Raw genomic sequence first — 26,273 nt, forward strand, 5'->3', positions numbered from 1 at the left:
TCCTTGCGTTGCGGATGAGGAATCACCTCATACGCTGTCGCTTCACGACGCTCCACACCACGGTTGAATTACCTGGGTACATACCTGTTTTTGCGCATTCGACCCGACCGGTCGATATCAGGCGCGCCTTCGGTGGATGGCATCTGGTCGAACAATCGCCAGTGCCCCATGTCACTTCTGGAGACGATACCGCGTCTTGGTCACCCGGCGCGTCAGCGTTACCGAGATGGGACATACAGGCGGCATTGCTCCTACAAGCCGAACGGGAGACCAGTGCACGTTCCCGGCATCGGAAACGCGTGCTGATCTCCCGTTCGGCGATCTGTTGCCTAGTGGATCTACTGCTGAGTCGCAGCTACTTTCTCGGCTGCGTGGTGAGCGGCAATGTATCCGTAAACCAGCCCCTGGCCGATCGTTGCACCGGCGCCCGGGTAGGTGTGACCGAATGCGTTGGCCGCAGTATTGCCGATCGCATACAGGCCGTCGATCACGCTGCCGTCCTCACGAAGCACGCGTGCATGCTCGTCTGCCTGCACACCGCCGCAGGTGCCGAGGTCGCTGAGCGTCATCTTCACCGCGTAGAGGGCACTCGTGTCGAGCTTCCTCAGGTTCGGGTTCGGGGACACTGTCGGGTCGCCGTAGTACCGATCGTATGCACTTCCGCCGCGACCAAATTCCGCATCGCTACCGGCAGCAGCGGCCTCGTTGAACTTCTCGAAGGACTCGGCAAAAGCCTCCTCGGGAAGACCGACCTTGCGGGCAAGTTCGACCGGACTGCTCGCCTTGTGCGCGATGCCGGAGTCGAAGAATGCCTGCGGAAGCGGCTGACGAGGGAAGATACCGCCTGCGAACACGTAGCTGTTGCGGTACTCCTGGTCGAAAACAAACCACATCGACTCGGCCGGATCTCCGGCCTTTTCCCGTTCGAGCACGCGCTGGCCGAACGACATGTAGTCCGTCGCCTCGTTCACGAATCGACGACCGGTCTGGTCGACGATGAACGAGCCTGGCAGCGCACGCTCTGCGAGCATCACCATCGGCGGGCGGCCCTTGATGCTTGCCACCGCCGGGAACCACCACGACTGATCCATCGATCCGATACCTGCGCCGAGCTCTTGTGCTGCCTCGATCGCTTCGCCGGTGTTGCCCTCTGCGCCCAGGCTCTCGTGCTCACCGAGCCTCTCCGACTGGTACTTGTGGCGCCACTCCATGTTGTGGTCGAACCCGCCGGCTGCCAGAACGACACCACGCCGAGCGGTCACCGTCACTTCACGTCCGTCTTGCACCACAACTGCACCCGTTACGCGGCCATCTTCGGTGATGAGCCGAACCAACGACGTTTCCGTCCACACCGGGATACCGGCCTGGACCACACCTGCGAACAGGCCGGCGGCGAGCGCCTGACCGCCTGCGATGTATTCACGCTTGAGTACGTACTTGCCGTAAACGCCCTGCGCCAGGCGGCGGATGATGCGAGGGAAAGCCTTGCTCGGCTTCTTCACCATCAGGTTCATCCACTTGTAGTCCGCACCTGTCACCGGCATCGGCAGTCCGGCTTCCATCAAACCGGGCCGCAGGCGACCGCGTTCCGCGCCGAGTACCGACGCGTCGAACGGCAGGCACTCGCAGGTACGTCCGGCGGCGCTACCTCCCGGCAGTTCGGGGTGGTAATCGGAGTATTCCTTGGCCCAGAAGAACTTCATGGGCGTCGTGCGGTAAAGCATGTCGACGGTGGCCGCACCGTTGTCGACGAATGCCTCCCCACGTTGGGCAGGGGCAGTATCACCGACCACCGACCGCACGTATGTCTTCGCGCGCTCAACGGTGTCGCCCGCACCGGCTTTCGCCAAGATCGGGTTGGCAGGCATCCAGAACGCTCCACCGGACCGCGCCGTCGAACCGCCAACGTACTGCGTCTTCTCCACGATCAGCGTGGACAAGCCGAGCTCGTTCGCGGTGAGGGCGGCAGCCATGCCGGTACCGGACCCGATCACCAGTAGATCGACAACGATGTCCTTGGCTTGTGTCGCGGGGGGTGCCTGATTCTTCGCCATTGAACAAATCCCTTCACGTGGTTATCGACGTAGAACGCTAAGGCAGTCGCGGCGCAGAAGGTTCCGGATGCCCAGTCAGCGGGACATTGCGAGTGGATTGGCGAAGAACGGCTCCTGCCACGGTTCGGGCGTTGTGCCCGCCCCAGCAGAATCGCGGCTTGCCTTCTTCGATGTCTACGCTGCTCACGTGAGGACAAATCCCAGCTTCGGCATCGTCGACGAAACGCTCGGCACCCTTGCACGCGGCATGCTTCCCCGCCTACGCCACGTCTTCGAGCAGCACCAGGCTCTTCACCGTCTGGCCGTCGAAGCGATTGTCAACGTCTGACAGACTCGTGCGGTTTGCATTTCATGGACGGGTACTGGCCGGCGGTTCGTTTCAACGGCGACGATGGCGTGATCGAGGTGACTGTCGAATCCTGACCGCGATCCTCGTCTCGGGCTGTCGGCTGATGTTCCTCGGCACTGATGAAGAATAATCATCTACATGAAATGGAACACCCCTACAGAGACCGGCTGGTTCGTCAACCTCGCCGAAGGTGGTTCGGCCGTATCGATATTCGATCCGTCGGGGAACGTTCAAGGCGAACTGATTCCCGCATCCGACGACGGATCGGAGAGCGTTGCCGGCGGGCGGAAGAGGAAATCGTCAACAGCCGAGCAGGATCGATCCAGGCTCACATTCCGTAAAGGCCGACCTGCATCACTTCGATTGTCCGACGGAACGATCGGGACCCTGATCGACCAGAAGCCCAAGGCCATGCGCCGCAAGAACAAGCTGTGCGAAGTCGATATCGCGGGCAGAACATACCTCTTCGTTCATTCATCGGGCCGAAAGGCAACAGCCCGGCGTGACGGAATCGCATTGGCACACATGGAACGTGGCCGATGGTCCGGTAGAAGCACCGTCGCCAGAAGAACCCTCACGGCAACGGACGCCCTTGACGAATGTGTCCTGACACTGTTTCAGAAGGTAGTGACACCTGGACGTACCGGCGCCTTCGATCAGGTACTGACCGACCTCAGCAACATATGACGTACGCCATATTCGGTGGATCTCAACCGCACTCGAGATACTGACTTTCAACTCTCGGGTCCACGGACATGCCTTGGACACAATGAGTTTCACATCTCGGAGCGGAAGGCTGAAACCAGATCATGGTAGTGTCGACGCTTTGAACACGCTCGCCCAGCGATTGTCGCCAGGTGCGATGATCACAGATCCAGATCTACTCCAGTCCTATCGGCAGGACTGGAGTTTCGATCCCGCAGCCGGAACACCGGTTGCCGTAGTACGTGCTTCGACGACGGCAGAGGCGGTTCGACGGACGGCATCTGAGGCCGCCACATGTAGCGAATAGCGACGAGTACCTGAATTCTCCTGTGCAACCGGATACGGTGAGGCTGTCGTCTTCAATGCGGCGATGCAAGAAGGGAAGCTACGACCAAAACGTTACGTCGGGGAAGACAAGCAAATCACCTGGACATGGCTGGAGGCCTCCGTGATGAATCTCGTTCGCCGACTGAGCGTCTGCACATCCGTCGTGATCGCTTCTACTCTGACGTCGGTAGCGCTCGCATCCGCCGCGGTGACCATTCCATTCCAGGTCAACCCTGCGCCGTACGGCAACCCGAACGGCAGCTTCGACGCGCCGGCCGTCCGCTGCGTAGCTGTCGTCGGTGAACAACCCGGCACGGTGACGATCACCGGAGGCAAGGAAGGCCGGTGGGGATGCCTGCTCTCGTCCGAAGTGCGCTGGCTGAACCTTTCGACCGGGGCCTCCGGCTCGGCTCGGCTCTCGGACGGTCTCAACGGAGTCCCAGCAGAGGCGATCGTGCAGACCGGGACCGGTCAAGTCGCTGTTGCCGTGCTGTCCGTGGCCGGATCCATCATCACCCCAGGTGTCACATCGTTCTACGTGCCGTAGCACCAGACTCCGCATCACCGGCACCGTTGGACCTAAGGTCCTGTTTACCGACCCGTCATCCCGGTTAGCCTGAAAAGACGCTACCGAGAGGACACTCATGACCTCGTCAGTGCACGAAACGATCGCCGTGGATCTGGATTTGATCGACCTGTACAAGGACCTCCACAGCCATCCGGAACTGGGGTTTCACGAGCAACGAACATCCAGTCTGGTGGAAAGACATTTAACAGCACTTGGATTCGACACCACCACCGATGTCGGGACTACCGGAGTCGTCGGAGTCCTGAAGAACGGAGTGGGCCCCACAGCGCTGCTGCGTGCGGATATGGACGCCCTCCCGGTTCGGGAAGAAACCGGATTGGACTACGCCAGTACCGTAACAACGACCGACGATCAGGGAAAGACCGTCTCGGTCAGCCACGCGTGCGGCCATGACCTGCATACGACCTGCTTACTCGGTGCGGCCCGGATCCTCTCTCAGGATACGACGACCTGGTCTGGCACTCTTGTCCTCGTCTTCCAACCGGCTGAGGAACTTGGCGCGGGTGCGCAAGCAATGGTCGACGACGGACTGTTCGAGCGATTCCCGAGGCCCGACATCGTTCTCGGACAACATGTATCGCCGCTACCGGCAGGCACGATCGCCGGGCACGCCGGCCCCTCGTATGCGGGATCGGACTCACTTCGTGTGAGACTGGTCGGAAAGGGCGCCCACGGATCTATGCCGGAGAACTCGGTCGATCCCGTGGTCATGGCAGCCGAAACCGTGTTGCGTTTGCAAACTGTCATCTCACGCGAGGTCCCGAGTACTGCCACAGCTGTCCTCACCGTCGGCTCCATCCATGCTGGAGATGCCGCCAACGTCATTCCCGGCGAAGCAGAACTGCAACTCAACATCCGCAGCTACGACGCAGGTGTGCGTCAGCGCATCCTGGACAGCGTCGACCGCATCGTCCGGGGCGAAGCGGCCACCGCCGGTGCACCCACCCCACCGACCATCACCGAGACGGAGCACTTTCCGATCGTCGTCAATGATCCGGCAGCGCTGGACAAGACACTCGATGCGTTTGCCGAATGGTTGGGGACGAACAAGGTTCTCGATCCCGGAGCGGGAGCAGGTAGTGAAGATGTCGGCATTCTCGCGACCAGTGCCGGTGCGCCACTGTCGTACTGGCTGTTGGGCGGTACCGACCCTTCACTGTTCACGACAGGTGACATGACTGATCCGGCTTTGCGAACCGTGCCGTCGAACCACTCTCCGCACTACGCTCCCGTGATCGAGCCGACCCTGACCATCGGTGTGAACGCCTTGGTCGTCGCGGCCAGGACGTGGCTCCCAACTCCCTAGAGTGTTGCGGGTCCGCAATCGATCGATCGTCCATTCGATCAAGGCTGCAAACGCGTAGGCGCCGCCGAGAATACTTGCAGCGCCCCACCCTGCCGCGTCGAAAACCATAGTGGTGGAAACCGCCCCAGCCGCGCTGCCCAACGAATAGAACACCATGTAACTACCGATGATCTGCCCCGACGATTCCGGTGTGTTCGCGACGATCAGATTCTGGCTCGTGACATGAACAGCCTGCACGGCGAAGTCCAACGCAACAACACCGACTACGAGTAACACCAGCGAGTGCGTCGCCTGCGCGTTGAATACCCACGACAGCAAGAGAACGACCAACGACGCCCCGGTGACGCGTTGCGCTTTGCCTTGATCGGCCCACCGACCGGCACCGACCGCGCCCAATGCTCCAACCAATCCTGCGATTCCGAAGAGCCCGATCTGTGTGGTCGACAACCGCCATGGTTCCTCACTCAACGGCAGGGCCATTCCGCTCCACAAAGCACCAAAGGACGCGAAAAGGAACAAGGCGATCAGGGCCCGGGTGCGAAACAGTCGGTTCGTAAGCGTCAACGTCACGACAGACCCCATTGCACGCACGTACGAACGCCTATCGTGTTGCGAACGAGGATCTTTCGGCAGCATCGTCAGCGCGACGGCCGCGACCAGTACCGAAATGAAAGTGGATCCCGCGTAGACCGCCCGCCAGCCTGCCAGATCCGCAACTGCGCCGGCGACAGTCCGAGCGAGGATGATGCCGACGACAACGCCGCTGGTGATGACACCGATGTTTGCGCCCCGCTCGTCCGGGTCACTGATTGCCGCAGCATAGGCAACTATGACTTGAACAACTACCGAGAACGTGCCTGCGACCGCCATCCCGATCAACAGCTGCAGATTCGTGGTGGCCAGAGCAACAAGCATCGTTCCCGTTGCAGCAGCGACGATCTGGATTGCGATCAATTTCTTTCGATTCACGAGATCGCTCAATGGCACCAACACGATCAACCCCACCACATAACCGAGTTGGGCGAGTGCGACTACGAAACCGAGGCCGGCCGGAGGAATGGAAAGATCCGAGCCTATTTGCCCGAGGAGCGGCTGTGCGTAGTAGATGTTGGCTACCGAGACCCCGCAGAGCACTGCGAGCAACAGGCGAAGTCCGCGAGACATTTTCAACTTGCCCCGCGCGTTCTCGACAGCATGACGTGCAGTCACTTCCACCTCAACTTGGTTGCGTTTTGATACCATTTGGAGGTTACGTCAATACAGTTTCAAAACGCAACCAATGAGGAACTCGATGCCGGATCGCGCACAATGGACGGACCCGCACTGCCCGACGGCCCGAGCGGCCGACATCATCGGCGACAGATGGTCGCTGCTGATCGTGCGTGACGCCTTCGACGGGTCATCGAGATTCAGTCAGTTTCAACGAAACCTGGGCATCGCAAAGAACATTCTCACGGACAGGCTCAAAGTCCTTGTCGAGCAGGGAATCTTCGAAGTCCAACCGAACGCGCAAGGTACCCGCAACGAGTACATCCTGACCGAACGCGGTATGGATCTGTTCATCGTGATCATTAGCCTGCGACAGTGGGGAGAGCGCCACGCCTTCGATGACGGTGAGCCACACTCGATCTTGATCGACGACACCACGGGCGATCCGGTTCCCAGGCTTCGACTGATCAACACACGGAATATCGACCTGGACCCTACAAGTACACATGTGGATAAGGTCGAGGAAGGTTGACCCGCAACTCGCCAGATTGACAGATGGGCGCACATGATTCGAAGTGCGCGCATACTCCGACTATGACTGTCGATCTCGAGTTCTCCTGGCCGCAGTTTCTCTGGATTGCATTCATCTTCGTCGGCGTGCCCGCAACTATCGGCGCGAGCATCATCTGGACAATCTGGCGTTCGGAACGAACTGGCCTGGAGCACTCCACGACCGCCCTCGGCGGCGGGCACACGGGATCGGGCTCACTCGGACTGTGGAGCACCGGCCTGTTGGCCTTTGCACTGGGCTTTCTGTCTTGCATGGGCTGGCTCAGCTGGTCAGCCGACTACAAAGGCGGATTCCGCGGCCCCGGCCTGCCTGCCCCGACACAGTTCCCCACCTGGCAGGTCGTCGCCTGTGGACTGACAGTGATTCTGGCGTGTTTCGGTTCCGCCCATTGCTCGCGATGGATGAAGGCCGGCGGTATGACGGCCGCTGCCGGCACTGCTGCGGGATTCACCACCGCATTCAGCATCGACGCCAGTACTGATGTCACCGGACAGGCAGGCGTGGGCGTCGCACTGTCCACGATCGGATGGGGCCTCACCCTTACCGCACTGATGCTTCTGCGCGGCAAGTGGTCGCAACGAGGGTGAATCTGTCACTCAGTGCGGTTCACCCGCGGCGCGTTCAGTGGCGCGGGCAGTGTCGTCGAGGTGACAGTCGAATCTTGGCGTATGAATTGACGTGATGCCCAGGCGGATCAGTATCGCGAGTAGTGCTGAATTTCCTCACGATCGGCAGCGCAGATGCACTTTCGATCGAGACCGCGGTCGGCAGTCACTGCGCAGAAGCGAACCCCGAGCGGATCATGGGATTCCATACTGTGCTGACACGCCGGGCAGATCGACGGTGTTTTCTGATCCTCGTCAGTCGACTCGGATTGCCCTCGTGCATTCGACACATCGGACGGGTTCGACGCCATACAGGCGCTCCAGTTCTCGGCCGTTCGACCACAGACCGGGTTGGCGTCGAGGACGACATGGCTTGACCGCGCATATTCGAATGACCCTCGACGTACCCCACGCTACTCGCTTCGGCACACCGGTTTGTACCAATTTCTGCCCACGCGACATTCCCGGTCGAGCAGGATAGAACTACTGCACGCACCATTTCCGTGCAGGATTCGAATTCGTGCAGCATTCGTCGTGAAAGGGCTTCTCGTGAACACTTTCCAACGTGTATCCGCCGCCGTGAACGTAGTGGTCCAACCACTGATCGGCGCTCCGATCGTAGGCAAACTACTGGGCCGTTCCATGACCGTCATCACCTACGTCGGACGCAAGTCCGGTCGCACCTTCAGCGCGCCCGTGTCCTACAAACGAAAAGGCGACCATGTGACGATCGGCGTTGCCATGCCAGACAAGAAGAGTTGGTGGCGCAATTTCTACCCGGAACAAGGTCCGATCGTTCTCCAACTGGACGGTATCGATCGCCCCGGCGAGGCACTCGCACACCGAAAAGGCAAGGGTGTCTACGTCTCCGTCGAACTCGCTCCCGTCGACTGAGCGGATCGAACAGCCACCGGTGCAATCACATTCAGCTCACACCCACCGGTGCAATCACATTCAGCTCACACCCACCGCCTCACGAGATCTGGGTGATTCAGATCTCGTGACGGTCGGGACCTTTGACTCTGTGCAATCGAGACTCGGTCTCGCACCCTTCGACGCGGGTTTTTTGTCGACCATCGGTCGGACAACCCGATCCTGTCGGGACATTACCGTCCGGTAACATCGACGGCAGGCGTGAGCTGGAAGAGGTGACCACCGTGACGATCGGCATCTATCTGGTCGACGACCACGAGATCGTCCGTCGTGGATTGGCAGACCTGTTGAACCAGGTATCGGGATTCAACGTTGTTGGCGAGGCGTCGTGTGTTCGCGAAGCCTCGGCCGGAATACCCGAATGCCGACCCGACGTGGTTGTCATGGACGTCAGACTTCCCGACGGTAACGGTGTGGAACTGTGCCGAGAACTGGCGTCGACCTACCCGAGCGCCGCCACTTTGATGCTCACGTCGTACTCCGACGACGACGCACTGCTCGACGCCCTGATCGCCGGCGCACGAGGATTCGTCCTCAAGAACATCCGCGGCCACGACCTGGTGTCGGCGATCCGCACGGTTGCTACCGGCAAGTCGCTGTTGAACACCCAGGCGGTGATCGGTTTGGTCCGGCGCATCCGGTCCGAACAGGAGTCGGGTACTGCGGCAGCCCTGTTGACCGATCAGGAGCTCTTGATCTTCGAGTTGATCGGCAAGGGACTGAGCAATCGAGAGATCAGCTCGCACGCAGAACTCTCGGAGAAAACAGTCAAGAACTACGTCTCACGCATCCTCGAGAAACTGGGTCTCGAACGTCGAACGCAGGCCGCAGTTCTGGCGACAAAGCTTCGTGCGGGCACTTCGCACCCGGATCCTTCCGGCCAGGCGACCACTCACCTGCTGACGCCATCCGGCTCGCCCTTCTCCGCCACCACGGGCACGCACCATGCCAGGTAGCCGCGACGCGCTCATGCTCAGCCTTTTCGGCGACATCGCCGGAAGCGCAGAACTGACTGCTCTCAACCCGACTGCAATTCCCAAACTGCTCAGTGCCGTGTTGACCGTCGGGTCCACACTCCAGCTCGACGAAACCCTGCAACAGATAGTCGACGTCGCGCGACATCTCCTCGAAGCGGACTACGGCGCGCTCGGCGTGAAATCCCCCGACGGACGCTTGTCCCGATTCATCCACTCCGGTATGACTCAGGGGCAGGTTGCCAAGATCGGGCATCTTCCCGAAGGTCACGGCCTGCTGGGCCTGGTCGTTCGAGAACCGTGCCCGGTTCGAACCGACCGAATCTCCTCGCATCCGTCCTCGGCAGGGTTTCCGACCAATCATCCGCCGATGGACACGTTTCTCGGTGTTCCGATCTTCGTCAGGGGCGAGGTGTTCGGCAGCATCTACCTCGCGGACAGCTCGGAACGGACTGCATTCGACGACCGCGACGAGGCTGTACTCCAGATTCTGGCAAATGCTGCGAGCATCGCCATCGACAATGCGCGTCTGTTCGAGGAATCCCGGACGCGAGAAGCCTGGCTCAAGGCCGTCGCCGCCGTCAATGCACGTCTGCTCAGCGGCGGATCCCGCGACGAGACGCTGGCGGAACTGGTTCGGACGACGCGGCACCTCACGGATGGAAATCTTGTGTGCGTCGTTCGCTACGACCTCGGCAGAGAGCCGGTAGTCCACGTCGCCGATGCTGCTGATTCCCAGCCTGTCCCCGCGACCGGATCAGCCGTCGATCTGTCCGGGACCGTGATCGACGACGCTGCGCGGAGCCGGCGGCCGATCTCTGCACCACATGGCAGTTCCGTTCCGGCACTGAACGTTTCCGGCGACGAATCAGTGGTCGCACTCCCCCTCTCCGGGACCTCGTTCGGCGGCGGTGTTCTCTTCGCGTCACGCCGCAGCAACCGCCCGTGGGGAGTGGACGAGATCGAGCAACTGACGGCGATGGCAGACATCGCTTCTGTCACTGTCGAATTCGCAGAACAGCAACGGAAAGAAAGACTGGTCGACGTCCTCGAAGATCGCGACCGAATCGCGCGGGATCTCCATGACCACGTCATCCAACAGCTGTTCGCCACCGGGTTGAGTTTGCAGGGGGTGCTGCAACGTCCAGGCGACGAGGACACCGTTCGAACCGTATTGGACACCTCTGTCGATCAACTCGATCGAACAGTCCGTGAAATCCGCACCGCAGTCTTCGACCTCCATACGAGCGAGATGTCTACTCCCACAAGCCTGCGGCGGCGACTACTCGATGCCGTCAACGGTCTGTCCGGCCACTCGTCGATCACTCCCAGCGTCACTTTCGAGGGAACCATCGACAGTTCCGTCCCGTCTCGACTTGCCCCGCACGCCGAAGCCGTTGTGCGCGAGGGCTTGAGCAACGCTCTGCGGCATGCACATGCCGATGCCATCGACGTCACCATCCGGGCCACCGAGGAGCTTGTCATCAGCATCGTCGACGACGGTGTGGGAATCGACCAGGCAACCAGAATCCACGGTCTCGACAACCTGGCGACCCGCGCTCGTCAGTGCGGAGGCTCGAGCAACATCACCAGCGAGAACGGTGTCACCGAACTGGTGTGGCGTGTTCCGCTGAGCCCCAGGCGAAGTCCGTTGCCGATCCAGCATCGTTGAGCGTCAGAGCGGATCCAGTTGGGCCTTGAGCAGGCAGAACTCGTTACCTTCCGGATCGGCCAGGACATGCCATTGTTCGTGCCCTGTCTGGCCGATGTCGGCCGGCCGCGCACCAAGACTCAACAGGCGTTCCAGTTCGGCCTCCTGATCGCGATCGGTGGCGTTGACGTCGATATGCAGGCGGGGCTTACCCTTCTCCGGTTCGTCTCTGCGACTGAGGATGATCGTCGGCTGCGGACCGCCGAACCCTTCGCGTGGGCCGATCTCCAACGAACCGTCGTCCATTCGATCGAGCACGACGAAGTCCAGGACCTCGCACCAGAACCGGCCCAGCACCTCGGGTTCCCGGCAACCGAGCACCAGTTCACTGATACGACATGCCATGACCATCTCGCTTTCTTTCGGCTCGTGAAGACAACTCTCTCGACCGTACCGGACCACGTGATCTACGCCATGCCTCTGTTCCGATCCTAGGGACCTTTTCCCCTCGTCCGAGTTCCCGGTCGCCACGATCATTGCGTTATGTTCCACAGTCCCAGGCATTCTCGGTCTTTCGTCACGTCGATGTGCGTAGGCGGCCATCGTGGTTGATCTCGCGCCCCGGCCGGTCGGTGAGGTCGATTCCCCCGCCGATGCAATTCCCCGAACCGCTCCGAAGGGTTCGAAACTGGTCGAGATCCTCAGGACCACCGATCACAAGATGATCGGTCTGATGTACATCGTGACATCGTTTGCCTTCTTCTTGATCGGCGGACTGATGGCACTACTCATGCGCATGGAATTGACCGTTCCGGGAATGCAATTCCTGTCCAACGAGCAGTACAACCAGTTGTTCACCATGCACGGCACGATCATGCTCCTGCTGTACGCGACCCCGGTGTTCTTCGGATTCGCCAACTACCTGATGCCACTGCAGATCGGGTCGCCGGACGTGTGTTTCCCGCGACTCAACGCCTTCAGCTACTGGCTCTATCTCTTCGGCGGCCTGATCGCGTCCGCCGGATTCGTAACACCTGGTGGTGCGGCAGATTTCGGCTGGACCGCCTACGTACCGCTCACCAGCGAACTCCACTCCCCCGGCATGGGCGCCGACCTGTGGATCATCGGTCTCGCTCTCGGCGGCGTCGGCACCATCCTCGGCGCAGTCAACATCGTTTCGACGATCGTCTGCCTGCGCGCCCCGGGCATGACGATGTTCCGCATGCCGATCTTCACGTGGAATGCGCTGGTCGCCAGCATGCTGATCCTCCTCGTTTTTCCGCTGCTCGCTGCTGCCTTGATCGGACTGTGGGTGGACCGGCACCTGGGAGCGCACCTGTTCGACCCCGCCACCGGTGGAGTCATGTTGTGGCAGCACCTGTTCTGGTTCTTCGGCCATCCCGAGGTCTACATTCTGGCGCTGCCGTTCTTCGGCATAGTCTCGGAGATCTTCCCCGTCTTCAGCCGCAAGCCGATCTTCGGATACACCGGATTGGTCTACGCAACATTGGGAATTGCTGCACTGTCGATCGCTGTGTGGGCGCACCACATGTACGCAACCGGCGCCGTTCTCCTCCCCTACTTCTCGTTCATGACCTTCCTGATCGCAGTTCCCACCGGAGTCAAGTTCTTCAACTGGATCGGCACCATGTGGAAGGGGCAGTTGACTTTCGAATCGCCCATGCTGTTCTCCGTCGGCTTCCTGGTCACATTCCTGTTCGGCGGACTCTCCGGCGTCATCCTTGCCAGCCCGCCCTTGGACTTTCATGTCACCGACTCGTACTTTGTTGTCGCGCATTTCCATTACGTCCTCTTCGGGACAATCGCGTTCGCGACATACGCCGGAATCTACTTCTGGTTCCCGAAAATGACCGGCCGGATGTTGGACGAGAAGCTCGCCAAGATCCATTTCTGGTTGACCCTGATCGGCTTTCACGCAACATTTCTCGTCCAGCATTGGCTCGGCGCTCAGGGCATGCCTCGGCGGTACGCGGACTACCTCCCGTCTGACAATTTCACTCTTCTCAACACGATCTCGACCATCGGCGCGTTTGTGCTCGAAGCCTCGACGATTCCGTTCATCTGGAACGTTTTCAAGAGCTACCGGTACGGCCGAATTGTGACCGTCGACGATCCTTGGGGCTTCGGAAACTCGCTCGAATGGGCGACGTCCTGCCCACCACCGCGACACAACTTCACCGAACTCCCCCGAATCCGCAGTGAGCGGCCGGCATTCGAACTGCACTACCCCCACATGGTCGAAAGAATGCGCGACGAGGCGCATGTCGGACTGCTTGGTCACAAGTCGGTTTCCGACGTGAGAACTGAGGTGAAACAACATGAATGACGGCACGAAGCACCGAGCCTGGGCAGAAAAGCAGCACCACGAACGCCGAGCGAAACCCGGCCATCTCCTCGCCCCGTTGCTCGTGCTCATGTTCGCTGTCACGACGCTCGTGTGGTTGCCCCTGACGACTGCCGCGTGCTCGATAGTCGTCGCAGGATTGCTGTTCGGCACTGTCCTGCAAGCTAGTTCGCATTCAACAGACACAGCTCGAGGAGTTCACGATGAAGCCCGAACTATCGACTGATCTCATCACCTCGGAGTGGTCCGCGGACGGAGCGGTGGTCGTGTGCATCGACGGATCCCCGGTGCGCCCCGACGTGATCACGTGGGCGGCTGAGTTCGCACATCGCCACGGTCTCTGGATGCGAATCGTTTTCGTAGCTCCGAGCGCCGATCTGAACACCTCGGCATCGCCGACCGGCCTGTTCATGGAGGCCATTCAGATCGCCGAGTCGGTGTCGCCAGATCTTCGGATCCGGACCGATCTGATCTCCGGGGAGAACACCGCAATCCTCACCGCGTTGACGTCCGAGGCCGCCTTGATCGTCGCACCACAGGACGATCCCGCCGCACCTGGACCGACATGTTCGTTCGCAAGAGTCGGAACACCGCGTGAAAGCAGCGCTGCGGCAGCCTTGCCGGTTGTCGTCGGTTTGGACGGAAGCGCCTACAGCGAAAGCGCTCTGGCCATCGCATTCAAGGAAGCAGAGGCAGCGAACACCGAACTGGTCGTCGTTCACGCCGCGCCGCCAGAGGCCGAACTGCGTCGAGACGTCGCATCCGGGCACTCGCCCCAGCACTCGACGCCGCTGACGTGGCAACTGTCGGGTTGGGCCACGCTCTACCCTGGCGTCGCGATCCGTCAGATCGAGTTCGACGGCCCCTCGGTTGCCATTCTTGAACAACTCTCCACCGAGGCACGGCTTCTCGTCGTGGGTCGGCGTGGGCGAGGCTCGTTCGACGACACCGCTCTCGGCACCACGAGCAGTGCGATGATTCGAAAAGCACACTGCCCGGTCATCGTTGCCAGCGAAGCCTGAATCAGATCGTCACCCGGTCAGAAGCCGTAACTGTGGATGGGTGCGAGCTGCCCGGAGTGATGGGCTTCGATTACGAAACGCTCGTGGTCGACCAACTTCTCCGGGAGTTCGTCAACCGGCCACCACCGCAGATCTGCAGATTTCAACGGCTCCATCCGGCGTGGTTCACCCGACCACGTGCGGCATTCGTAGAAGAAGTCCACTCGATGATCCACCGGTTCGCTCCCGTCCGCGTGGCGGCGATGCAACACGGTCAGCGGCTTCAGTTCCGAGGAAAGCAACTCGACACCAAGTTCTTCCGCAGCCTCCCGAACGGCAGCGTCGATCGCCGACTCCCCCAGTTCGACGTGGCCCGCAGCAGCGTGAGCCCAGTATCCGTCCATGAATCCCGTGCCCTCGCGCAATTGCAGCAGCACCTCGCGCCGTTGTACCGGGTTGCTTCGACAGAACATCACGTACACCGCTGGTACCAGCGCAAATTGATCGGCCACACGACCACGCTATCGTGCGCGTGAAATGACGGCGCCCCGCGAGAACAAGCTCGCGGGGCGTCGTCGACGATCTGCTGGATCAGTTCACGTCGAACCGGTCGAGGTCCATCACCTTGGTCCAGGCTGCGGCGAAGTCCTCGGCGAACTTCTGCTTGGCGTCTGCACTGGCGTACACCTCGGCGAGTGCACGCAGTTGCGAATTCGATCCGAAAACGAGATCGACCGCAGTTGCCGTGTACTTCGGATCGCCCGTCACGCGATCAACACCGTCGTAGACGTTTTCGTCCGTCTTCGACGGCTTCCACTCGGTACCCATGTCGAGAAGGTTGACGAAGAAATCGTTGGTCAACGTCTCGGGACGATCGGTGAACACGCCGTGACGGGTATTGCCGAAGTTCGCGTTCAGCGCGCGAAGTCCGCCGACCAGCACTGTCACCTCGGGCGGGGTCAGCGACAGCATGTACGCGCGGTCGACCAACAGAATCTCTGCCGGAAGCTTCTCGCCTCCCTTGAGGTAGTTCCGGAATCCGTCGGCCCGGGGTTCGAGTACCTCGAACGAGTCGACGTCTGTCTGCTCCTGCGTTGCATCCGTTCGGCCCGGCGTGAACGAGACCGTGATGTCCTGTCCGGCGTTCTTCGCAGCCTGTTCGACGGCCGCTGTACCACCCAGAACGATCAGGTCGGCGAGAGAAACCTTTGCTCCACCAGCCTGGTTGAAGTCCTGCTGAACCCGCTCGAGAGTCTGAAGCACCGCGGAGAGAGCTGCGGGCTCATTGACTTCCCAATTCTTCTGCGGCTCCAGTCGGATTCGCGCACCGTTGGCGCCGCCGCGCATGTCCGTGCTGCGGAAGCTCGCGGCAGACGCCCACGCCGTCGATACCAACTGCGAAATGGACAGCCCGGAGTCGAGAAGTCGACTCTTGAGGATCGCGATGTCTGCGTCCCCGATCAGTTGATCATCGGCCGAGGGAACCGGGTCCTGCCACAGCTGCGGCTCGGGAACCCAAGGTCCCAGGTAGCGCGTGACCGGTCCCATGTCACGGTGAAGGAGCTTGTACCAAGCCTTGGCGAACTCTTCGGCGAATTCTTCCGGATGATCGAGCCAGCGCCGGGTGATCTTCTCGTACGTCGGATCCAGGCGTAGGGACAGGTCGGTCGTCAGCATCGTCGGGGTGCGTCCGGCCGACGAATCGAACGGATCCGGGATGGTGCCCGCCCCCGCGCCGTCCTTCGGAATCCACTGCCACGCACCCGCCGGACTCTTGGTCAGCTCCCAGTCGTAGCCGTACAGAATCTCCAAGAAGGTGTTGTCCCACTTCGTCGGAGTGGGAGTCCACACGACTTCGAGACCACTGGTGATCGCGTCCTTACCCACACCCGTGCCGAAGGCACTCTTCCAGCCCAGTCCCTGCTGCTCGATGGGAGCACCTTCCGGTTCCGGTCCGACGAGGTCGGCCGGTCCGGCTCCGTGCGTCTTGCCGAAGGTGTGACCGCCGGCGATCAGCGCAGCTGTCTCCACGTCGTTCATCGCCATGCGGGCGAACGTTTCTCGGATGTCGCGGGCGGCCGCTACCGGATCCGGTTGCCCGTTGGGTCCTTCGGGATTGACGTAGATCAGGCCCATCTGCACGGCTCCGAGCGGTCCGGACAGCTCACGGTCTCCGCTGTAACGCTCGTCGCCGAGCCAGGTGTCCTCGGGACCCCAGTAGATCTCCTCGGGCTCCCAGATGTCTTCTCGGCCGAATCCGAAGCCGAAGGTCTTGAACCCCATCGACTCCAGGGCGCAGTTGCCCGCAAACACCAGCAGGTCGGCCCAGGAAACCTGCTTTCCGTACTTCTGCTTCACGGGCCAGAGCAGGCGCCGCGCCTTGTCGAGGCTGGCGTTGTCCGGCCAACTGTTGAGCGGGGCGAAACGCTGAGCACCTTGGCCGCCACCGCCGCGGCCGTCTGCAATGCGATAGGTGCCGGCAGCATGCCAGCTCATACGCACGAAGAGTCCGCCGTAGTGCCCGTAGTCGGCCGGCCACCAATCCTGCGACGCCGTCATCAACGCGATGACGTCGCGCTTTAGCGCCTCGACATCGAGCTTGGCGAATTCCTGGGCGTAATCGAAGTCGGCACCCATCGGATTCGACTTCGACGAATGTGAATGCAAGACAGAGAGATCCGGCTGATTCGGCCACCAGTCGCTGTTTGTTCTCGGACGATTCCCGGTAGGCGTCGGAGACGGGATTGCGGGGTTTTCACTTTCGCTGGTGCTCTCGGTGTTTCCGTCGTGAGCAACCGGGCAACTATCGGACACGGTAATCCCTCCATGAGCGAGTAGAACGGACTTCGATCACGTTTGTGATCGCAAACTCTGAGTTGTCGAGCAGTCGGGACACAGGCCCCAGTAAATGACCTCGGCTTCGTCGAGAACGAAACCGTTGTGCGCCGACGGCGTCAAACACGGTGCCTCTCCGACTGCGCAGTCGACATCTGCAACGACCCCACAGGACCGGCAGACGACGTGATGATGGTTGTCGCCGACGCGTGACTCGTACAGCGCCACCGATCCGGACGGTTGGATCCGCCTGATCAGCCCGGCGTCGGTGAGAGCGTGCAACACGTCGTAGACCGCCTGCCGCGACACCCCCGGCAGAACAGCCCGCACAGCATCGAAGACAGTCTCGGTGGCTGCGTGTGGGCGTGCATGCACAACCTCGAGCACCGTGACTCTGGGACGAGTCACGCGAAGCTCAGCGTTACGCAGTTGGGCTGCATAATCCGGCGTCGAAGGCACCTTTCCACTATTGCGCAATCTTCTGGACTGAACCCAGACTTTCGCGAAAATCATCGCGGACAGGGCCCTCCCGACCGATTCGTCCGTGCTGGAAGTGAGCCGGATTCCTCGCTGTTTCTCACGCCCCCAACAGCGCCTTCAGGTTTGTTGCGCGTCGACGCGTCCCGCTGTGTGGTTCCACAAACTCCGACAATCTCCCCTTCGTCCAACTACCGTGAAAGGGAGAATCCGCCGAGGTCAGGAGTGCTCGTGCCCAAACTGGAGATCAAGAGGAAGTCAGAACTCTCACGGCAGGAAGTCGCCGACCGACTCATCGCCCTCGGCCAAGCCCTCGCCAGTGGATCGGAAGTGGAGCTGGGGTCGGGTGGGGACTCGATCGAAATCAGTGTTCCGGAACAGGTTCGGTGGGAACTCGAGATCGAAGTCGACGGCAACGAAGTCGAGATAGAAATCGAGATTCACTGGCGCGACGACCCTCAGGAAGAATCGGAAGAGAAGTCTCCGCCTCGCACCAAAGCAGTTCGTCGCAGCCGACCACGCAAGAGCACTTCCACATAGGCCGACTCGAATACGGTTGTTCGGCACTTACGGAGACGCCGACACCTCGAGAGACACGACGCGCAGCAGTGCTCGGAGGTCACTTTCGATCCGTCGAAACAGTTGATACACAACGATGAATCCGGCGATCCCGCCCAAACACAGCGCACGGACTGTTGCGTTGAGTTCCTCACCGGCACCCGAACCGACAAAACTGAGCCCCGCGATTCCCACCAGTGGAACCGACGCCGCGACTGCGAGGTAACGCGTGCTGCTCCGACCCAACGAGCGAATATCGCGTCCGTCATCGCTTCGTAACTCGCCGTGTGACAACAAGATCGGATACAGACATCGAACCGAGTAGTACGTCAGGATGAAGAACGGATACGCGACTGCGACGGCGCCGCACACCGCCAGCGACGACATCAGGTGCACGTAGGCTCGCTGCGGAATTCCGCCGGCGGCAATCTGCAATGCGACCGGATATGCGATACCGGCCAGAACCCACAGACCGAATGCGATCACCACCGCGCGATGTCCGACATTCAGCGTCGCGGTACGCGCTTTGTTCAAGACCTCCGCGCTGTACGTCTGACCGTTGCGCAGTCCGTGAGGCACGGTGAGTGCAAGCCGACACCAATACAGGATCGCTGCGGCACCGAGAGAGAACGCAGCCACCCCGATGACCAGATGAACCTGCTCGAGATGCTGCTGAGCCTGCGGCGAGAGACCCGAGATGATCAGCATCTTGTTGTAGTAGTAGTTGTAGCCCGCCGCAAGAAGATTCGGAATTCCGATCGCGGCAAGCACTATCGGCAGCGCCCACTTCCACAACGTCGAACGTGGACTCCCTTCCGGTGGGTCCACCAGATTGCGAGCAGACCGGTCCAGACACAGTGCGAACTGACGAGCCAACTTTCGGCCGCCAGACCACCTTCCGTCTCTCTCCGGCGAGAGAGACTTGACCAGAACTCGGCGCAGCGCCGGCGGACAGTCGTCCGGTAGCCGTGCCTCGGCTGCGGGATCCACCCCGCGCCGGCGGGCCTCGAGCGCCTTCTTGGGCGACGGTGGGCTCTCCCCCGTACCGTCGTCCGTGAAAGGCCTACTCCCGGTGAGGAGTTCCCACAACATCACGCCCAGTGCATAGATGTCGCTACGGGTGTCGAGTGTGCCAGGCGCCCCCACCGCACAGGCCTCCAATTGCTCCGGAGACATGTAGGCAAGCGAGCCTCCGACAAAACATGCAGCGTCCTCGGTCGAGACCTCCTCGCTCGAGCTGACGTTGAAGTCGGCGAGCTTGGGGATGCCTTCGACGCTGAGCAGGACATTCGCCGGCTTGATGTCCCGATGTAATACGCCGTGCTCACGCGCATACTCGAGGGCATCGGCCAGTCGCATCCCCATCCAGGCCACGGTCTCCGGCCACGACATCGCAGCGATCTCGCTCCGCAGGCTCGTCTCGCTGGGCTTCATCTCTCCCTTCTTCGCCAGGGTCTTGTCGATGGCGTCGAGAAGTAGTTGTCCGGACCGCTGGGCCTGCGGTGTCACGCGGACAAGTTTGACCACGTCGAGCAGGGTCCCACCCGGCACGTATTCCATGAACAGGACTCGCAGTGCGCGTTCCTCGAGCAGCCGTTGATCGAAGACCCGGACGATGTTGGGATGGTCGAGCTGGGCGAGAGTCTGTGGCTCGACTCCAATGTTGCGCGAGATTTTCAACGCAACCCACCGCTGCATCGAGAGTTGCCGAGCGAGGAACACTCGGGCGAATGCGCCGTGCCCGAGTTCCAACACCAGTTCGAAATCGTCCAGGTGCTGCCCGATTTCGAACTCGTCGAAACCCGACAGTCCCAACATCATCACGTCTTCGCGACCGGCCATCGAATCACGGTCGAACATCTGCTCGAAACTCTCTGCCTGCAAAGGGAACTCGCTGAGGTACTCGGCTGCTGCGACGTCCTCCCCACCCTGCTTCCGCAGCCGGAACTCCTCGTACAGGAGCTCGGCCGGTAATGGTTCTTCGAGTAATTCGGGATACTCGGCACAGTAATCCGTGAGCCGTTTCGGGCAATCATTTTTCAGCCAGCGGTACTCCATGTCGATTCCGACCAGTTCGATCAGCGCCGCCCGACGAATCTTGGCTGGATCAGGCAGATAGTCGCTCAGGTCGGACGGGGTTCGTCCCTCCTCCCAATCCGCCACAAGGCGGCCGAGGCCGTCTGCACCGTTCTGGCCGTCACGCACCACCGGCAGCGTTGAGGGGCGCAACTCGGTGACGGTGCCCCGTTCGGTCAGGGGCCCGCTCGCGATTGTCGCGTCACTGGCCTGCGCACCACGTTCATTCATGACACTTCTGTTCCGCACCTCGATCACAATGAATCGGAGTGACTCACTTCAGCGTAACCCCGGTGGTACTCCAGACCCCAGCGAATCTATTCGGCGTGAACTGCCGACTCCGTGCCGATGCGAACGAGTTCGTCGCGCTCTTTGATTTTGATCCGATCACGCCCATGCTTCACACCGAGGGCACGTTCGGCGGCATCGATGCGAAGCCATCCGTCCCAATCGACGGGCACCACTCTGCCGGCCCTGAGGACCTCCGCGATCCGGCCGTGGCCGGCTCGACGCTCGTATGCCGAATCCAACTGTCGCAGCAAGGTTTCGACGGTTTGGCGTGCATCAGGCCGAGCCGCGCCGATCAGCCCGGCGGCACCTCGCTTCATCCAGCCCGTCACGAACAAACCTGCGATCGGCGAGCCGCTCTCGTCGACCGCTGCGCCGCCCTGGTGCGCAACATTGCCGCGTCCGTGATCGAAAGGCACCCCGGCAAGTGGCGTCCCGAGAAATCCGATTGCCCGGTACACAGCTTGAACCGGATAGTCGGTACAGATACCCGAAGCGGTGACGTGACCATATCCGTCCGGGTCTGTCCGCTCGACGCGGAGTGCTTCGACTTTCCCGCTGCCGAGAATCTGCGCCGGCTGTCGGTAGAAGTGCAGGTGAACTCGGCGCCGGGAAGTCCGATCGGCAGAAGCAGCGTCCGCGAAACCACGGAGTGTCTCGACTGTCAGTCGGGTGTGCGCCAACTGTTTGGTCATCCGCTCGACATGCCGGTCCGGTACGACATCGACAGAATCGACGACAAAATCTACGCCGGGTAGTTCACCGAGAGCGCGCAACTCGTTCGGGGAGAAGCGAGCGTCGGCGGGTCCGCGCCGGACAAAGATGTGTACTTCGCGAACTCGACTGCCGGCGATCCCTTCCCGAACTTGGTCGGAGACGTCCGTGGCCTGCAGCGATTGCGCCTCGGCGAGGAGCATACGGGTGACGTCGAGTGCGACGTTGCCACCTCCGATCACTGCGACCGATTCCGCGTTCAGCGGCCACTGCGGCGAGCTGTCCGGGTGATCGTTGTACCAACCGACAAACTCGGCGCCACCGAAAGAACCTGGAAGCTCGACGCCGGGAATGTCGAGAGGTGCATCCCGCGGCGCACCGGTTGCAATGATCACGGCATCGTAGGACGAACGTAGGTCATCGACGGAAAGGTCCTTTCCGATCTCCACGTTGCAGAACAGCCGGAACTCACTGGCGACCAGCGTGGTGTGCAGAGAATGGGCGAACTTTTCGGACTCGGGGTGCCCTGGTGCGAGACCGTAGCGCACCAGTCCGTACGGCGTCGGTAGACGCTCGAACACGTCTGTCTTGGTGCCGGGCGCGAGTTCGGCGAGAGCGCCGGCGGCGTGGATTCCCGCCGGCCCCGCTCCGACGATCGCGACACTGAGCGGTGGTGAGAAGAATCGGGGCGCCGCAGGCGGGGATACCGCTGGACCTCTGGCGTTGATCATCCCCCGAGGCTAGGACCTCAACTGCGCTGGAGATCAAGTCCGCTTTCAGCAGCCCGCTTTTCAGTAACCTTGCTCTGCAGGCTTGTGCTCGGTTGTGTAGCGGTAGAAGTCCGCTAGTTGGAGTTCGCCGGCAGCTGCCTCGTCGACTATGACGGTCACGTGTGGATGCAGCTGCAGCACCGACGCCGGGCAGAATGCCGAGACCGGACCTTCGACCGCGGCCCGGACGGCGGGCGCTTTGCGGGCGCCGTCCGCGATCAGGACGAGATGCCGTGCATCACTGATGGTTCCGAGCCCTTGCGTGATCACATGATGCGGTACGTCGGCTGGGTCTGCGAAGAACCGTGCATTGTCGGCGCGGGTCCTCTCGGTCAAGGTCTTCACTCGGGTGCGCGATGCAAGCGAGGAGGAGGGCTCGTTGAAACCGATGTGTCCGTTCAGGCCGATGCCGAGGATCTGCACGTCGATGGGACCGTTTTCGGCGATGGCAGCGTCGTAACGCCGGGCAGCGTCACTGGGATCCGCGGCCCCGCCGTCGGGGCTGAACACTCGCGCATTGTCGATGTCGAGGTGATCCACGAGTTCCGTGCGGATGGTGTGCGCGTAGGACTGCGGCTGATCGGACGTGAGACCTACATACTCGTCGAGAAGATACGCGCTCATCGCCGCGAACGACACTCCCGATTCTCGATGCCTCTTGATCAGCTCTCGATACGTGTGCAGCGGTGACGATCCGGTCGCGAGGCCGAGCGTCCGCGCTCCGTTTTCGATTGCGCCGCAAACGATATCGGCAGCGATTCGCCCGCCGTCCTCCGGACTGGGAACTATGACGATTTCCATTCAGACTTCCTCACTGCTCTTGCCGGCTCCGACGATGGCCTCACGTACCGAACCCGAAGCGCGGTCCAACAGTTCGGTTGCTTCGGCGAAGTCGCATTCGGCCAACAACATGACGACCGCTGCCTTCACATGACCATCGGCATTGTCGATGGTCTCCGCAGCGATCTCGGTATCGACTCCGGTGGCTGCCGCGACGATCCGGTTCGCACGATCGACAAGCTTGGCATTGGTCGGCCGAAGATCGACCATCAGATTGTGGAATGCCTTCCCGGAGCGAACCATACTCGCCGTGGAGAGCATGTTGCACACCATCTTCTGCGCAGTTCCGGCCTTGAGCCTCGTCGATCCGGTGAGGATTTCGGGGCCGGTCTCCACTTCGATGGCCACGCCGGCGTGAGAACTCATTGCCGCGTTCCGGTTGCACGAGACTGCCACTGTTGCAGCGCCGAGTTCGCGGGCGTGATCGAGTCCCCCGATGACGTAGGGGGTACGACCGCTGGCAGCCAGACCCACCACGACGTCGTTGGCGTTCAACGAGATTGCGTCGAGATCGACCCCAGCCGCTCGCGGATCGTCCTCTGCCCCCTCGACGGCGTTCAGAAACGCTCCAGGGCCACCGGCGATGATGCCGATCACCTCGCCCGGATCGGTCCCGAACGTCGGAGGGCATTCCACTGCGTCGAGAACTCCCAGACGCCCACTTGTCCCCGCTCCCAGGTAGATCAGTCGACCACCTTGTGCTCGGGCCGCGACGATCAAGTCGACTGCGGCTTCGATGGCGGGTAGTACCGCTGCCACCGCGTCGGCCACGATTGCGTCCTGTTGATTCATCACCGTCAGCAGACCCGACACCGACATGACATCGAGATCGCGGGTCAGAGGGTTGGGTCTCTCGGTGGAGAGCATTTCCAATTGCATTGTGGCGAGTCCTCCTCGATCGATATTCATTACGACGACTCCTCGTCAGTATTCACAGCGACGACTCCTCGTCAGTACTCACAGCGACGACTCCTCGTCAGTGCCGCTTCGAAGCAATGGCATCATGGCTTCGTTGCAGAGCAGAGAGTGCGCTGGGCAGCGAGTGCGCCACCATCGCAAAAATTGTGTCGACTACCAACAGCTGACCGGTGCGGCTTGCCATCGCAGCCGATCGGAAACCGAATTCTCTACCGGCAGTGAGCAGAACGTGATGTGACTGCACGGCGAGCGTCGATCGTGCCCCTCCGGTGATCGCAGCCGTCGACGCCCCGGTTCGACGCGCAAGGGCAAGTGGTTCCACGACATCCGAAGTCTCACCCGAATGTGAGATCCCCACTGCGATGTCGTCCGGTCCGAGCAAGCTGGCGCTGACCATGGCCGCGTCTCGGTCGAGATGAACCCGGCAGTTGACGTCGATGCGAGAGAGCTTCAACGTGAGGTCTTGCGCGACGATGCCAGAGGCGCCGATGCCGTAGACCTCGACGCGGCGGGCGGATCGAATCCGGGACACAACTTCTTCGAGCGCAGCAGGATCTGTCAATTGCGCCGTGCCCTTGAGTTGTTCGGATTCGAACTCGGCGAGCTTGGCCATCACCTCACCGGCCGAGTCGGCAGCAACGATGTCCACACCGAGCGGAATCGTGTTCTCTGTACCGGACCCGCTGATCGCCGCCAGCGCGAGACGAAGCTGTGGATAACCCTCGAAACCGAGTCGTTTGGCTGTGCGGACCACTGTCGCCGTGCTTGTCGACGCTCGTTCGGCGAGGTCGTTGACCGTCAGGGTGGAGGCCAGACTGGGGTCGGCTTCGATGATTTCGGCGATCCGCAGCTCGGCAGGCGAGAGGCTGCTCAGTGATGCACGAATACGAGCAAGCAGGTCGACGGACGCCGGAGCACTCCGGTCCAAAGTCATAACGCCTCGATTCGCATCGTTTTCGGAGCTGACGGCACCGATGTGATTCTAGGCAGCCCACGGCTTCCTGGCGTCAGAGATCCGAGCACACTGGCGTGACGCGCACCGGTGCACGAAGCGATGCTGCCGGGCAATCCGTGTGCGGTGAGATAGCCGAGAACCGCGAAAGCCAATGCTTCCTTGATATCGGAGGTGACGCCGAGCTCGTCCGAAGAGACAAGCGCGATGTCGCCCAGTTCGTCACGGAGCATCGCCATCAACGTCGGGTTCTTGGTGCCACCGCCTGACACCACCACTTCGGTAGCCGCCAGCGCTTTGACGGAATCGGCGACGGTCCGGGCGGTCAGTGCAGTCAGTGTCGCGACGATGTCGGCCAGAGACAAGGATTCGTAGCCCCGCAGTGCGGCGAGTAGGTAGTCCCGATGGAACAATTCCTTGCCTGTGCTCTTGGGAGCGGGCTGCGCGTAATACGGTTCGCTCAGTAGTTGTGCGAGCAGATCGACGTTCGGTGTGCCGGCTGCGCCCAGAGCACCTCCGAGATCGAACCACTGCTCCCCGGCAGTGAATTCGCCTACCGCAGCGTCGATCAACGCATTTGCGGGGCCGGTGTCGAAGGCAATCGGTACTGCGGCACCATCTGCCGTCGATGTCGGAGCGCCTCCCGGAGCAGTGACGTTCGCGATGCCACCGAGATTGAGCGCGACGGAACCCGAAGTTCTTCCGTTGAGCCACAATACGTCGAACGCACTGACCAGTGGTGCACCCTGACCACCCGTCGCCACGTCGCGAGAGCGCAGGTCCGACACGACCGTGCATCCGGTCTTCTCGGCTATCCAGGCCGGCTGCCCGAGCTGAAGAGTGCCCTTTACTTGCGCTCCTTCGACCCAGTGGAACATCGTCTGACCATGTGAGGAGATCAATTCCGCACTGCCACCGCACAGTTCCTCGTTCGCCCGCGCAGCCACGGCCGCAAATGCCTGTCCGATCTCGGTGTCGAGTTGGCAGATCTGACCGACAGTGGTGGACGCCGGCGGTACCGCAGCCGCCACCGCAGCCCGCAACTCACCGGAATACGGTTCGCTGACCATGCCCAGTGGGGTGAGCACAAGAGTGTCCCCGTCGATCCGGATGTCTGCTGCGGCAGCATCGATAGCGTCGTACGAAGTACCGGACATCAGACCGATGACTCTCATGAAATATCCCTTACTCGCATCGTTTCGGCAT

At 61.3% G+C, this 26,273-nt stretch carries 25 protein-coding genes and 1 pseudogene; 13 read left to right on the forward strand and 13 right to left on the reverse strand.

The genetic code is table 11. From position 1 onward, the window contains the following. Positions 1 to 338 precede the first annotated feature (338 nt). Positions 339 to 2,054, reverse strand: a complete 1,716-nt coding sequence (locus tag ATN37_RS21805; protein ID WP_058038916.1) for a 3-ketosteroid-delta-1-dehydrogenase — start codon at positions 2,052 to 2,054, stop codon at positions 339 to 341. Between the two features lie 187 nt (positions 2,055 to 2,241). On the opposite strand from ATN37_RS21805, the gene ATN37_RS21810 reads away from it, so the two are divergent. The 4 genes from ATN37_RS21810 (at position 2,242) to ATN37_RS21825 (ending at position 5,330) form a co-directional block, all read left to right on the forward strand. After that, on the forward strand, positions 2,242 to 2,382 hold the full coding sequence (locus ATN37_RS21810) for a hypothetical protein (protein WP_156423194.1): 141 nt from the start codon (positions 2,242 to 2,244) through the stop codon (positions 2,380 to 2,382). Between the two features lie 159 nt (positions 2,383 to 2,541). Beyond that, positions 2,542 to 3,090 carry a hypothetical protein gene (locus tag ATN37_RS21815; protein ID WP_003943619.1) on the forward strand — a complete coding sequence of 183 codons (549 nt, stop codon included), beginning with the start codon at positions 2,542 to 2,544 and terminating at the stop codon, positions 3,088 to 3,090. A 469-nt stretch (positions 3,091 to 3,559) separates the two neighbouring features. Continuing rightward, positions 3,560 to 3,982, forward strand: coding sequence for a hypothetical protein (locus ATN37_RS21820; RefSeq protein WP_007726468.1), 423 nt, complete (start codon positions 3,560 to 3,562; stop codon positions 3,980 to 3,982). A 97-nt stretch (positions 3,983 to 4,079) separates the two neighbouring features. Continuing rightward, the gene (locus ATN37_RS21825) at positions 4,080 to 5,330 is read left to right on the forward strand and encodes an amidohydrolase (RefSeq protein ID WP_218695606.1); all 1,251 of its coding nucleotides are present in this window, start codon (positions 4,080 to 4,082) and stop codon (positions 5,328 to 5,330) included. 84 nt (positions 5,331 to 5,414) lie between these two features. On the opposite strand, the pseudogene ATN37_RS21830 reads toward ATN37_RS21825, so the two are convergent. Next, a pseudogene (locus ATN37_RS21830) lies at positions 5,415 to 6,572 on the reverse strand (MFS transporter); the annotation flags it as partial. Between the two features lie 49 nt (positions 6,573 to 6,621). Between ATN37_RS21830 and ATN37_RS21835 the strand changes: the two are divergent. Together ATN37_RS21835 and ATN37_RS21840 are read left to right on the forward strand one after the other, a co-directional pair. Then, entirely contained in the window at positions 6,622 to 7,071 is a 450-nt protein-coding gene (locus tag ATN37_RS21835; RefSeq protein WP_218695607.1) for a helix-turn-helix domain-containing protein, read from the forward strand. A gap of 23 nt (positions 7,072 to 7,094) precedes the next feature. Further along, positions 7,095 to 7,697, forward strand: coding sequence for a hypothetical protein (locus ATN37_RS21840; protein WP_082845672.1), 603 nt, complete (start codon positions 7,095 to 7,097; stop codon positions 7,695 to 7,697). Positions 7,698 to 7,804: 107 nt separating this feature from the next. Here the strand turns inward: ATN37_RS21840 and ATN37_RS21845 are convergent, their stop codons facing one another. Next, positions 7,805 to 8,026 (reverse strand): RGCVC family protein, encoded by a 222-nt coding sequence (locus ATN37_RS21845; RefSeq protein WP_075832430.1) that lies wholly within the window; start codon positions 8,024 to 8,026, stop codon positions 7,805 to 7,807. A gap of 238 nt (positions 8,027 to 8,264) precedes the next feature. Here ATN37_RS21845 and ATN37_RS21850 point away from each other — a divergent pair, with 238 nt between their 5' ends. From ATN37_RS21850 to ATN37_RS21860, 3 genes are all read left to right on the forward strand, one after another. Further along, positions 8,265 to 8,609 (forward strand): nitroreductase/quinone reductase family protein, encoded by a 345-nt coding sequence (locus tag ATN37_RS21850; RefSeq protein WP_037129595.1) that lies wholly within the window; start codon positions 8,265 to 8,267, stop codon positions 8,607 to 8,609. A gap of 263 nt (positions 8,610 to 8,872) precedes the next feature. Continuing rightward, positions 8,873 to 9,604 (forward strand): response regulator transcription factor, encoded by a 732-nt coding sequence (locus tag ATN37_RS21855; RefSeq protein WP_039972719.1) that lies wholly within the window; start codon positions 8,873 to 8,875, stop codon positions 9,602 to 9,604. Beyond that, positions 9,594 to 11,294: a GAF domain-containing protein gene (locus ATN37_RS21860; protein WP_003941436.1), complete on the forward strand. Its 1,701-nt coding sequence runs from the start codon at positions 9,594 to 9,596 to the stop codon at positions 11,292 to 11,294. Before ATN37_RS21855 ends, ATN37_RS21860 begins: the two co-directional genes overlap by 11 nt. A gap of 3 nt (positions 11,295 to 11,297) precedes the next feature. Here ATN37_RS21860 and ATN37_RS21865 read toward each other — a convergent pair whose 3' ends face one another. Continuing rightward, complete coding sequence (locus ATN37_RS21865; protein ID WP_007726436.1) at positions 11,298 to 11,678, reverse strand: VOC family protein; 381 nt, start codon at positions 11,676 to 11,678, stop codon at positions 11,298 to 11,300. 199 nt (positions 11,679 to 11,877) lie between these two features. On the opposite strand from ATN37_RS21865, the gene ctaD reads away from it, so the two are divergent. Genes ctaD through ATN37_RS21880 form a run of 3 tightly spaced genes read left to right on the forward strand, consistent with a single transcriptional unit; the run spans position 11,878 to position 14,660 of the window. After that, positions 11,878 to 13,620 (forward strand): cytochrome c oxidase subunit I, encoded by a 1,743-nt coding sequence (ctaD, locus tag ATN37_RS21870; RefSeq protein ID WP_218695608.1) that lies wholly within the window; start codon positions 11,878 to 11,880, stop codon positions 13,618 to 13,620. After that, the gene (locus tag ATN37_RS21875) at positions 13,613 to 13,864 is read left to right on the forward strand and encodes a hypothetical protein (RefSeq protein WP_218695609.1); all 252 of its coding nucleotides are present in this window, start codon (positions 13,613 to 13,615) and stop codon (positions 13,862 to 13,864) included. The genes ctaD and ATN37_RS21875 overlap by 8 nt, the downstream gene beginning before the upstream one ends. Beyond that, on the forward strand, positions 13,842 to 14,660 hold the full coding sequence (locus ATN37_RS21880; RefSeq protein ID WP_218695610.1) for a universal stress protein: 819 nt from the start codon (positions 13,842 to 13,844) through the stop codon (positions 14,658 to 14,660). The genes ATN37_RS21875 and ATN37_RS21880 overlap by 23 nt, the downstream gene beginning before the upstream one ends. Before the next feature lie 17 nt (positions 14,661 to 14,677). Here ATN37_RS21880 and ATN37_RS21885 read toward each other — a convergent pair whose 3' ends face one another. The 3 genes from ATN37_RS21885 to ATN37_RS21895 all read right to left on the reverse strand — a co-directional run bounded on the left by ATN37_RS21885 (position 14,678) and on the right by ATN37_RS21895 (position 17,933). Then, on the reverse strand, positions 14,678 to 15,151 hold the full coding sequence (locus ATN37_RS21885; RefSeq protein WP_003941446.1) for an NUDIX domain-containing protein: 474 nt from the start codon (positions 15,149 to 15,151) through the stop codon (positions 14,678 to 14,680). A gap of 79 nt (positions 15,152 to 15,230) precedes the next feature. Beyond that, the gene (gene katG / locus ATN37_RS21890) at positions 15,231 to 17,453 is read right to left on the reverse strand and encodes a catalase/peroxidase HPI (protein ID WP_058038909.1); all 2,223 of its coding nucleotides are present in this window, start codon (positions 17,451 to 17,453) and stop codon (positions 15,231 to 15,233) included. A gap of 36 nt (positions 17,454 to 17,489) precedes the next feature. After that, entirely contained in the window at positions 17,490 to 17,933 is a 444-nt protein-coding gene (locus ATN37_RS21895; RefSeq protein ID WP_037129600.1) for a Fur family transcriptional regulator, read from the reverse strand. A gap of 249 nt (positions 17,934 to 18,182) precedes the next feature. Between ATN37_RS21895 and ATN37_RS21900 the strand changes: the two genes are divergently transcribed. After that, entirely contained in the window at positions 18,183 to 18,491 is a 309-nt protein-coding gene (locus ATN37_RS21900; protein WP_037129603.1) for an amphi-Trp domain-containing protein, read from the forward strand. 27 nt (positions 18,492 to 18,518) lie between these two features. Here ATN37_RS21900 and ATN37_RS21905 read toward each other — a convergent pair whose 3' ends face one another. From ATN37_RS21905 to ATN37_RS21930, 6 genes are all read right to left on the reverse strand, one after another. Next, positions 18,519 to 20,816 (reverse strand): serine/threonine-protein kinase, encoded by a 2,298-nt coding sequence (locus tag ATN37_RS21905; protein WP_218695611.1) that lies wholly within the window; start codon positions 20,814 to 20,816, stop codon positions 18,519 to 18,521. Positions 20,817 to 20,902: 86 nt separating this feature from the next. Beyond that, positions 20,903 to 22,318 carry an FAD-dependent oxidoreductase gene (locus ATN37_RS21910; protein WP_218695612.1) on the reverse strand — a complete coding sequence of 472 codons (1,416 nt, stop codon included), beginning with the start codon at positions 22,316 to 22,318 and terminating at the stop codon, positions 20,903 to 20,905. Positions 22,319 to 22,378: 60 nt separating this feature from the next. Beyond that, positions 22,379 to 23,158 (reverse strand): glucosamine-6-phosphate deaminase, encoded by a 780-nt coding sequence (gene nagB / locus ATN37_RS21915; protein ID WP_003941456.1) that lies wholly within the window; start codon positions 23,156 to 23,158, stop codon positions 22,379 to 22,381. Then, the gene (gene murQ / locus ATN37_RS21920; protein WP_070160321.1) at positions 23,159 to 24,076 is read right to left on the reverse strand and encodes an N-acetylmuramic acid 6-phosphate etherase; all 918 of its coding nucleotides are present in this window, start codon (positions 24,074 to 24,076) and stop codon (positions 23,159 to 23,161) included. A 97-nt stretch (positions 24,077 to 24,173) separates the two neighbouring features. Beyond that, positions 24,174 to 25,049: a MurR/RpiR family transcriptional regulator gene (locus ATN37_RS21925; protein WP_003941452.1), complete on the reverse strand. Its 876-nt coding sequence runs from the start codon at positions 25,047 to 25,049 to the stop codon at positions 24,174 to 24,176. Next, positions 25,046 to 26,242, reverse strand: coding sequence for an anhydro-N-acetylmuramic acid kinase (locus tag ATN37_RS21930; RefSeq protein WP_054780860.1), 1,197 nt, complete (start codon positions 26,240 to 26,242; stop codon positions 25,046 to 25,048). Before ATN37_RS21930 ends, ATN37_RS21925 begins: the two co-directional genes overlap by 4 nt. Positions 26,243 to 26,273: the final 31 nt, after the last annotated feature.

The sequence above is a fragment of the Rhodococcus sp. MH15 genome, from assembly GCF_019266045.1.
Taxonomy (GTDB): Bacteria; Actinomycetota; Actinomycetes; order Mycobacteriales; family Mycobacteriaceae; genus Rhodococcus_F; species Rhodococcus_F qingshengii.

What these genes read in the sequence shown, in the direction of transcription:
- ATN37_RS21875 (WP_218695609.1), top strand. Translation starts at nt 13,613, where the DNA reads ATGAATGACGGCACGAAGCACCGAGCCTGGGCAGAAAAGCAGCACCAC.
- ATN37_RS21845 (WP_075832430.1), bottom strand. Translation starts at nt 8,026, where the DNA reads ATGGCGTCGAACCCGTCCGATGTGTCGAATGCACGAGGGCAATCCGAG.
- ATN37_RS21930 (WP_054780860.1), bottom strand. Translation starts at nt 26,242, where the DNA reads ATGAGAGTCATCGGTCTGATGTCCGGTACTTCGTACGACGCTATCGAT.
- ATN37_RS21925 (WP_003941452.1), bottom strand. Translation starts at nt 25,049, where the DNA reads ATGACTTTGGACCGGAGTGCTCCGGCGTCCGTCGACCTGCTTGCTCGT.
- nagB (WP_003941456.1), bottom strand. Translation starts at nt 23,158, where the DNA reads ATGGAAATCGTCATAGTTCCCAGTCCGGAGGACGGCGGGCGAATCGCT.
- ATN37_RS21880 (WP_218695610.1), top strand. Translation starts at nt 13,842, where the DNA reads ATGAAGCCCGAACTATCGACTGATCTCATCACCTCGGAGTGGTCCGCG.
- ATN37_RS21820 (WP_007726468.1), top strand. Translation starts at nt 3,560, where the DNA reads ATGAATCTCGTTCGCCGACTGAGCGTCTGCACATCCGTCGTGATCGCT.
- ATN37_RS21835 (WP_218695607.1), top strand. Translation starts at nt 6,622, where the DNA reads ATGCCGGATCGCGCACAATGGACGGACCCGCACTGCCCGACGGCCCGA.
- ATN37_RS21865 (WP_007726436.1), bottom strand. Translation starts at nt 11,678, where the DNA reads ATGGCATGTCGTATCAGTGAACTGGTGCTCGGTTGCCGGGAACCCGAG.
- ATN37_RS21840 (WP_082845672.1), top strand. Translation starts at nt 7,095, where the DNA reads ATGGGCGCACATGATTCGAAGTGCGCGCATACTCCGACTATGACTGTC.
- ATN37_RS21825 (WP_218695606.1), top strand. Translation starts at nt 4,080, where the DNA reads ATGACCTCGTCAGTGCACGAAACGATCGCCGTGGATCTGGATTTGATC.
- ATN37_RS21860 (WP_003941436.1), top strand. Translation starts at nt 9,594, where the DNA reads ATGCCAGGTAGCCGCGACGCGCTCATGCTCAGCCTTTTCGGCGACATC.
- murQ (WP_070160321.1), bottom strand. Translation starts at nt 24,076, where the DNA reads ATGCAATTGGAAATGCTCTCCACCGAGAGACCCAACCCTCTGACCCGC.
- ATN37_RS21815 (WP_003943619.1), top strand. Translation starts at nt 2,542, where the DNA reads ATGAAATGGAACACCCCTACAGAGACCGGCTGGTTCGTCAACCTCGCC.
- ATN37_RS21805 (WP_058038916.1), bottom strand. Translation starts at nt 2,054, where the DNA reads ATGGCGAAGAATCAGGCACCCCCCGCGACACAAGCCAAGGACATCGTT.
- ATN37_RS21910 (WP_218695612.1), bottom strand. Translation starts at nt 22,318, where the DNA reads ATGATCAACGCCAGAGGTCCAGCGGTATCCCCGCCTGCGGCGCCCCGA.
- ATN37_RS21905 (WP_218695611.1), bottom strand. Translation starts at nt 20,816, where the DNA reads ATGAATGAACGTGGTGCGCAGGCCAGTGACGCGACAATCGCGAGCGGG.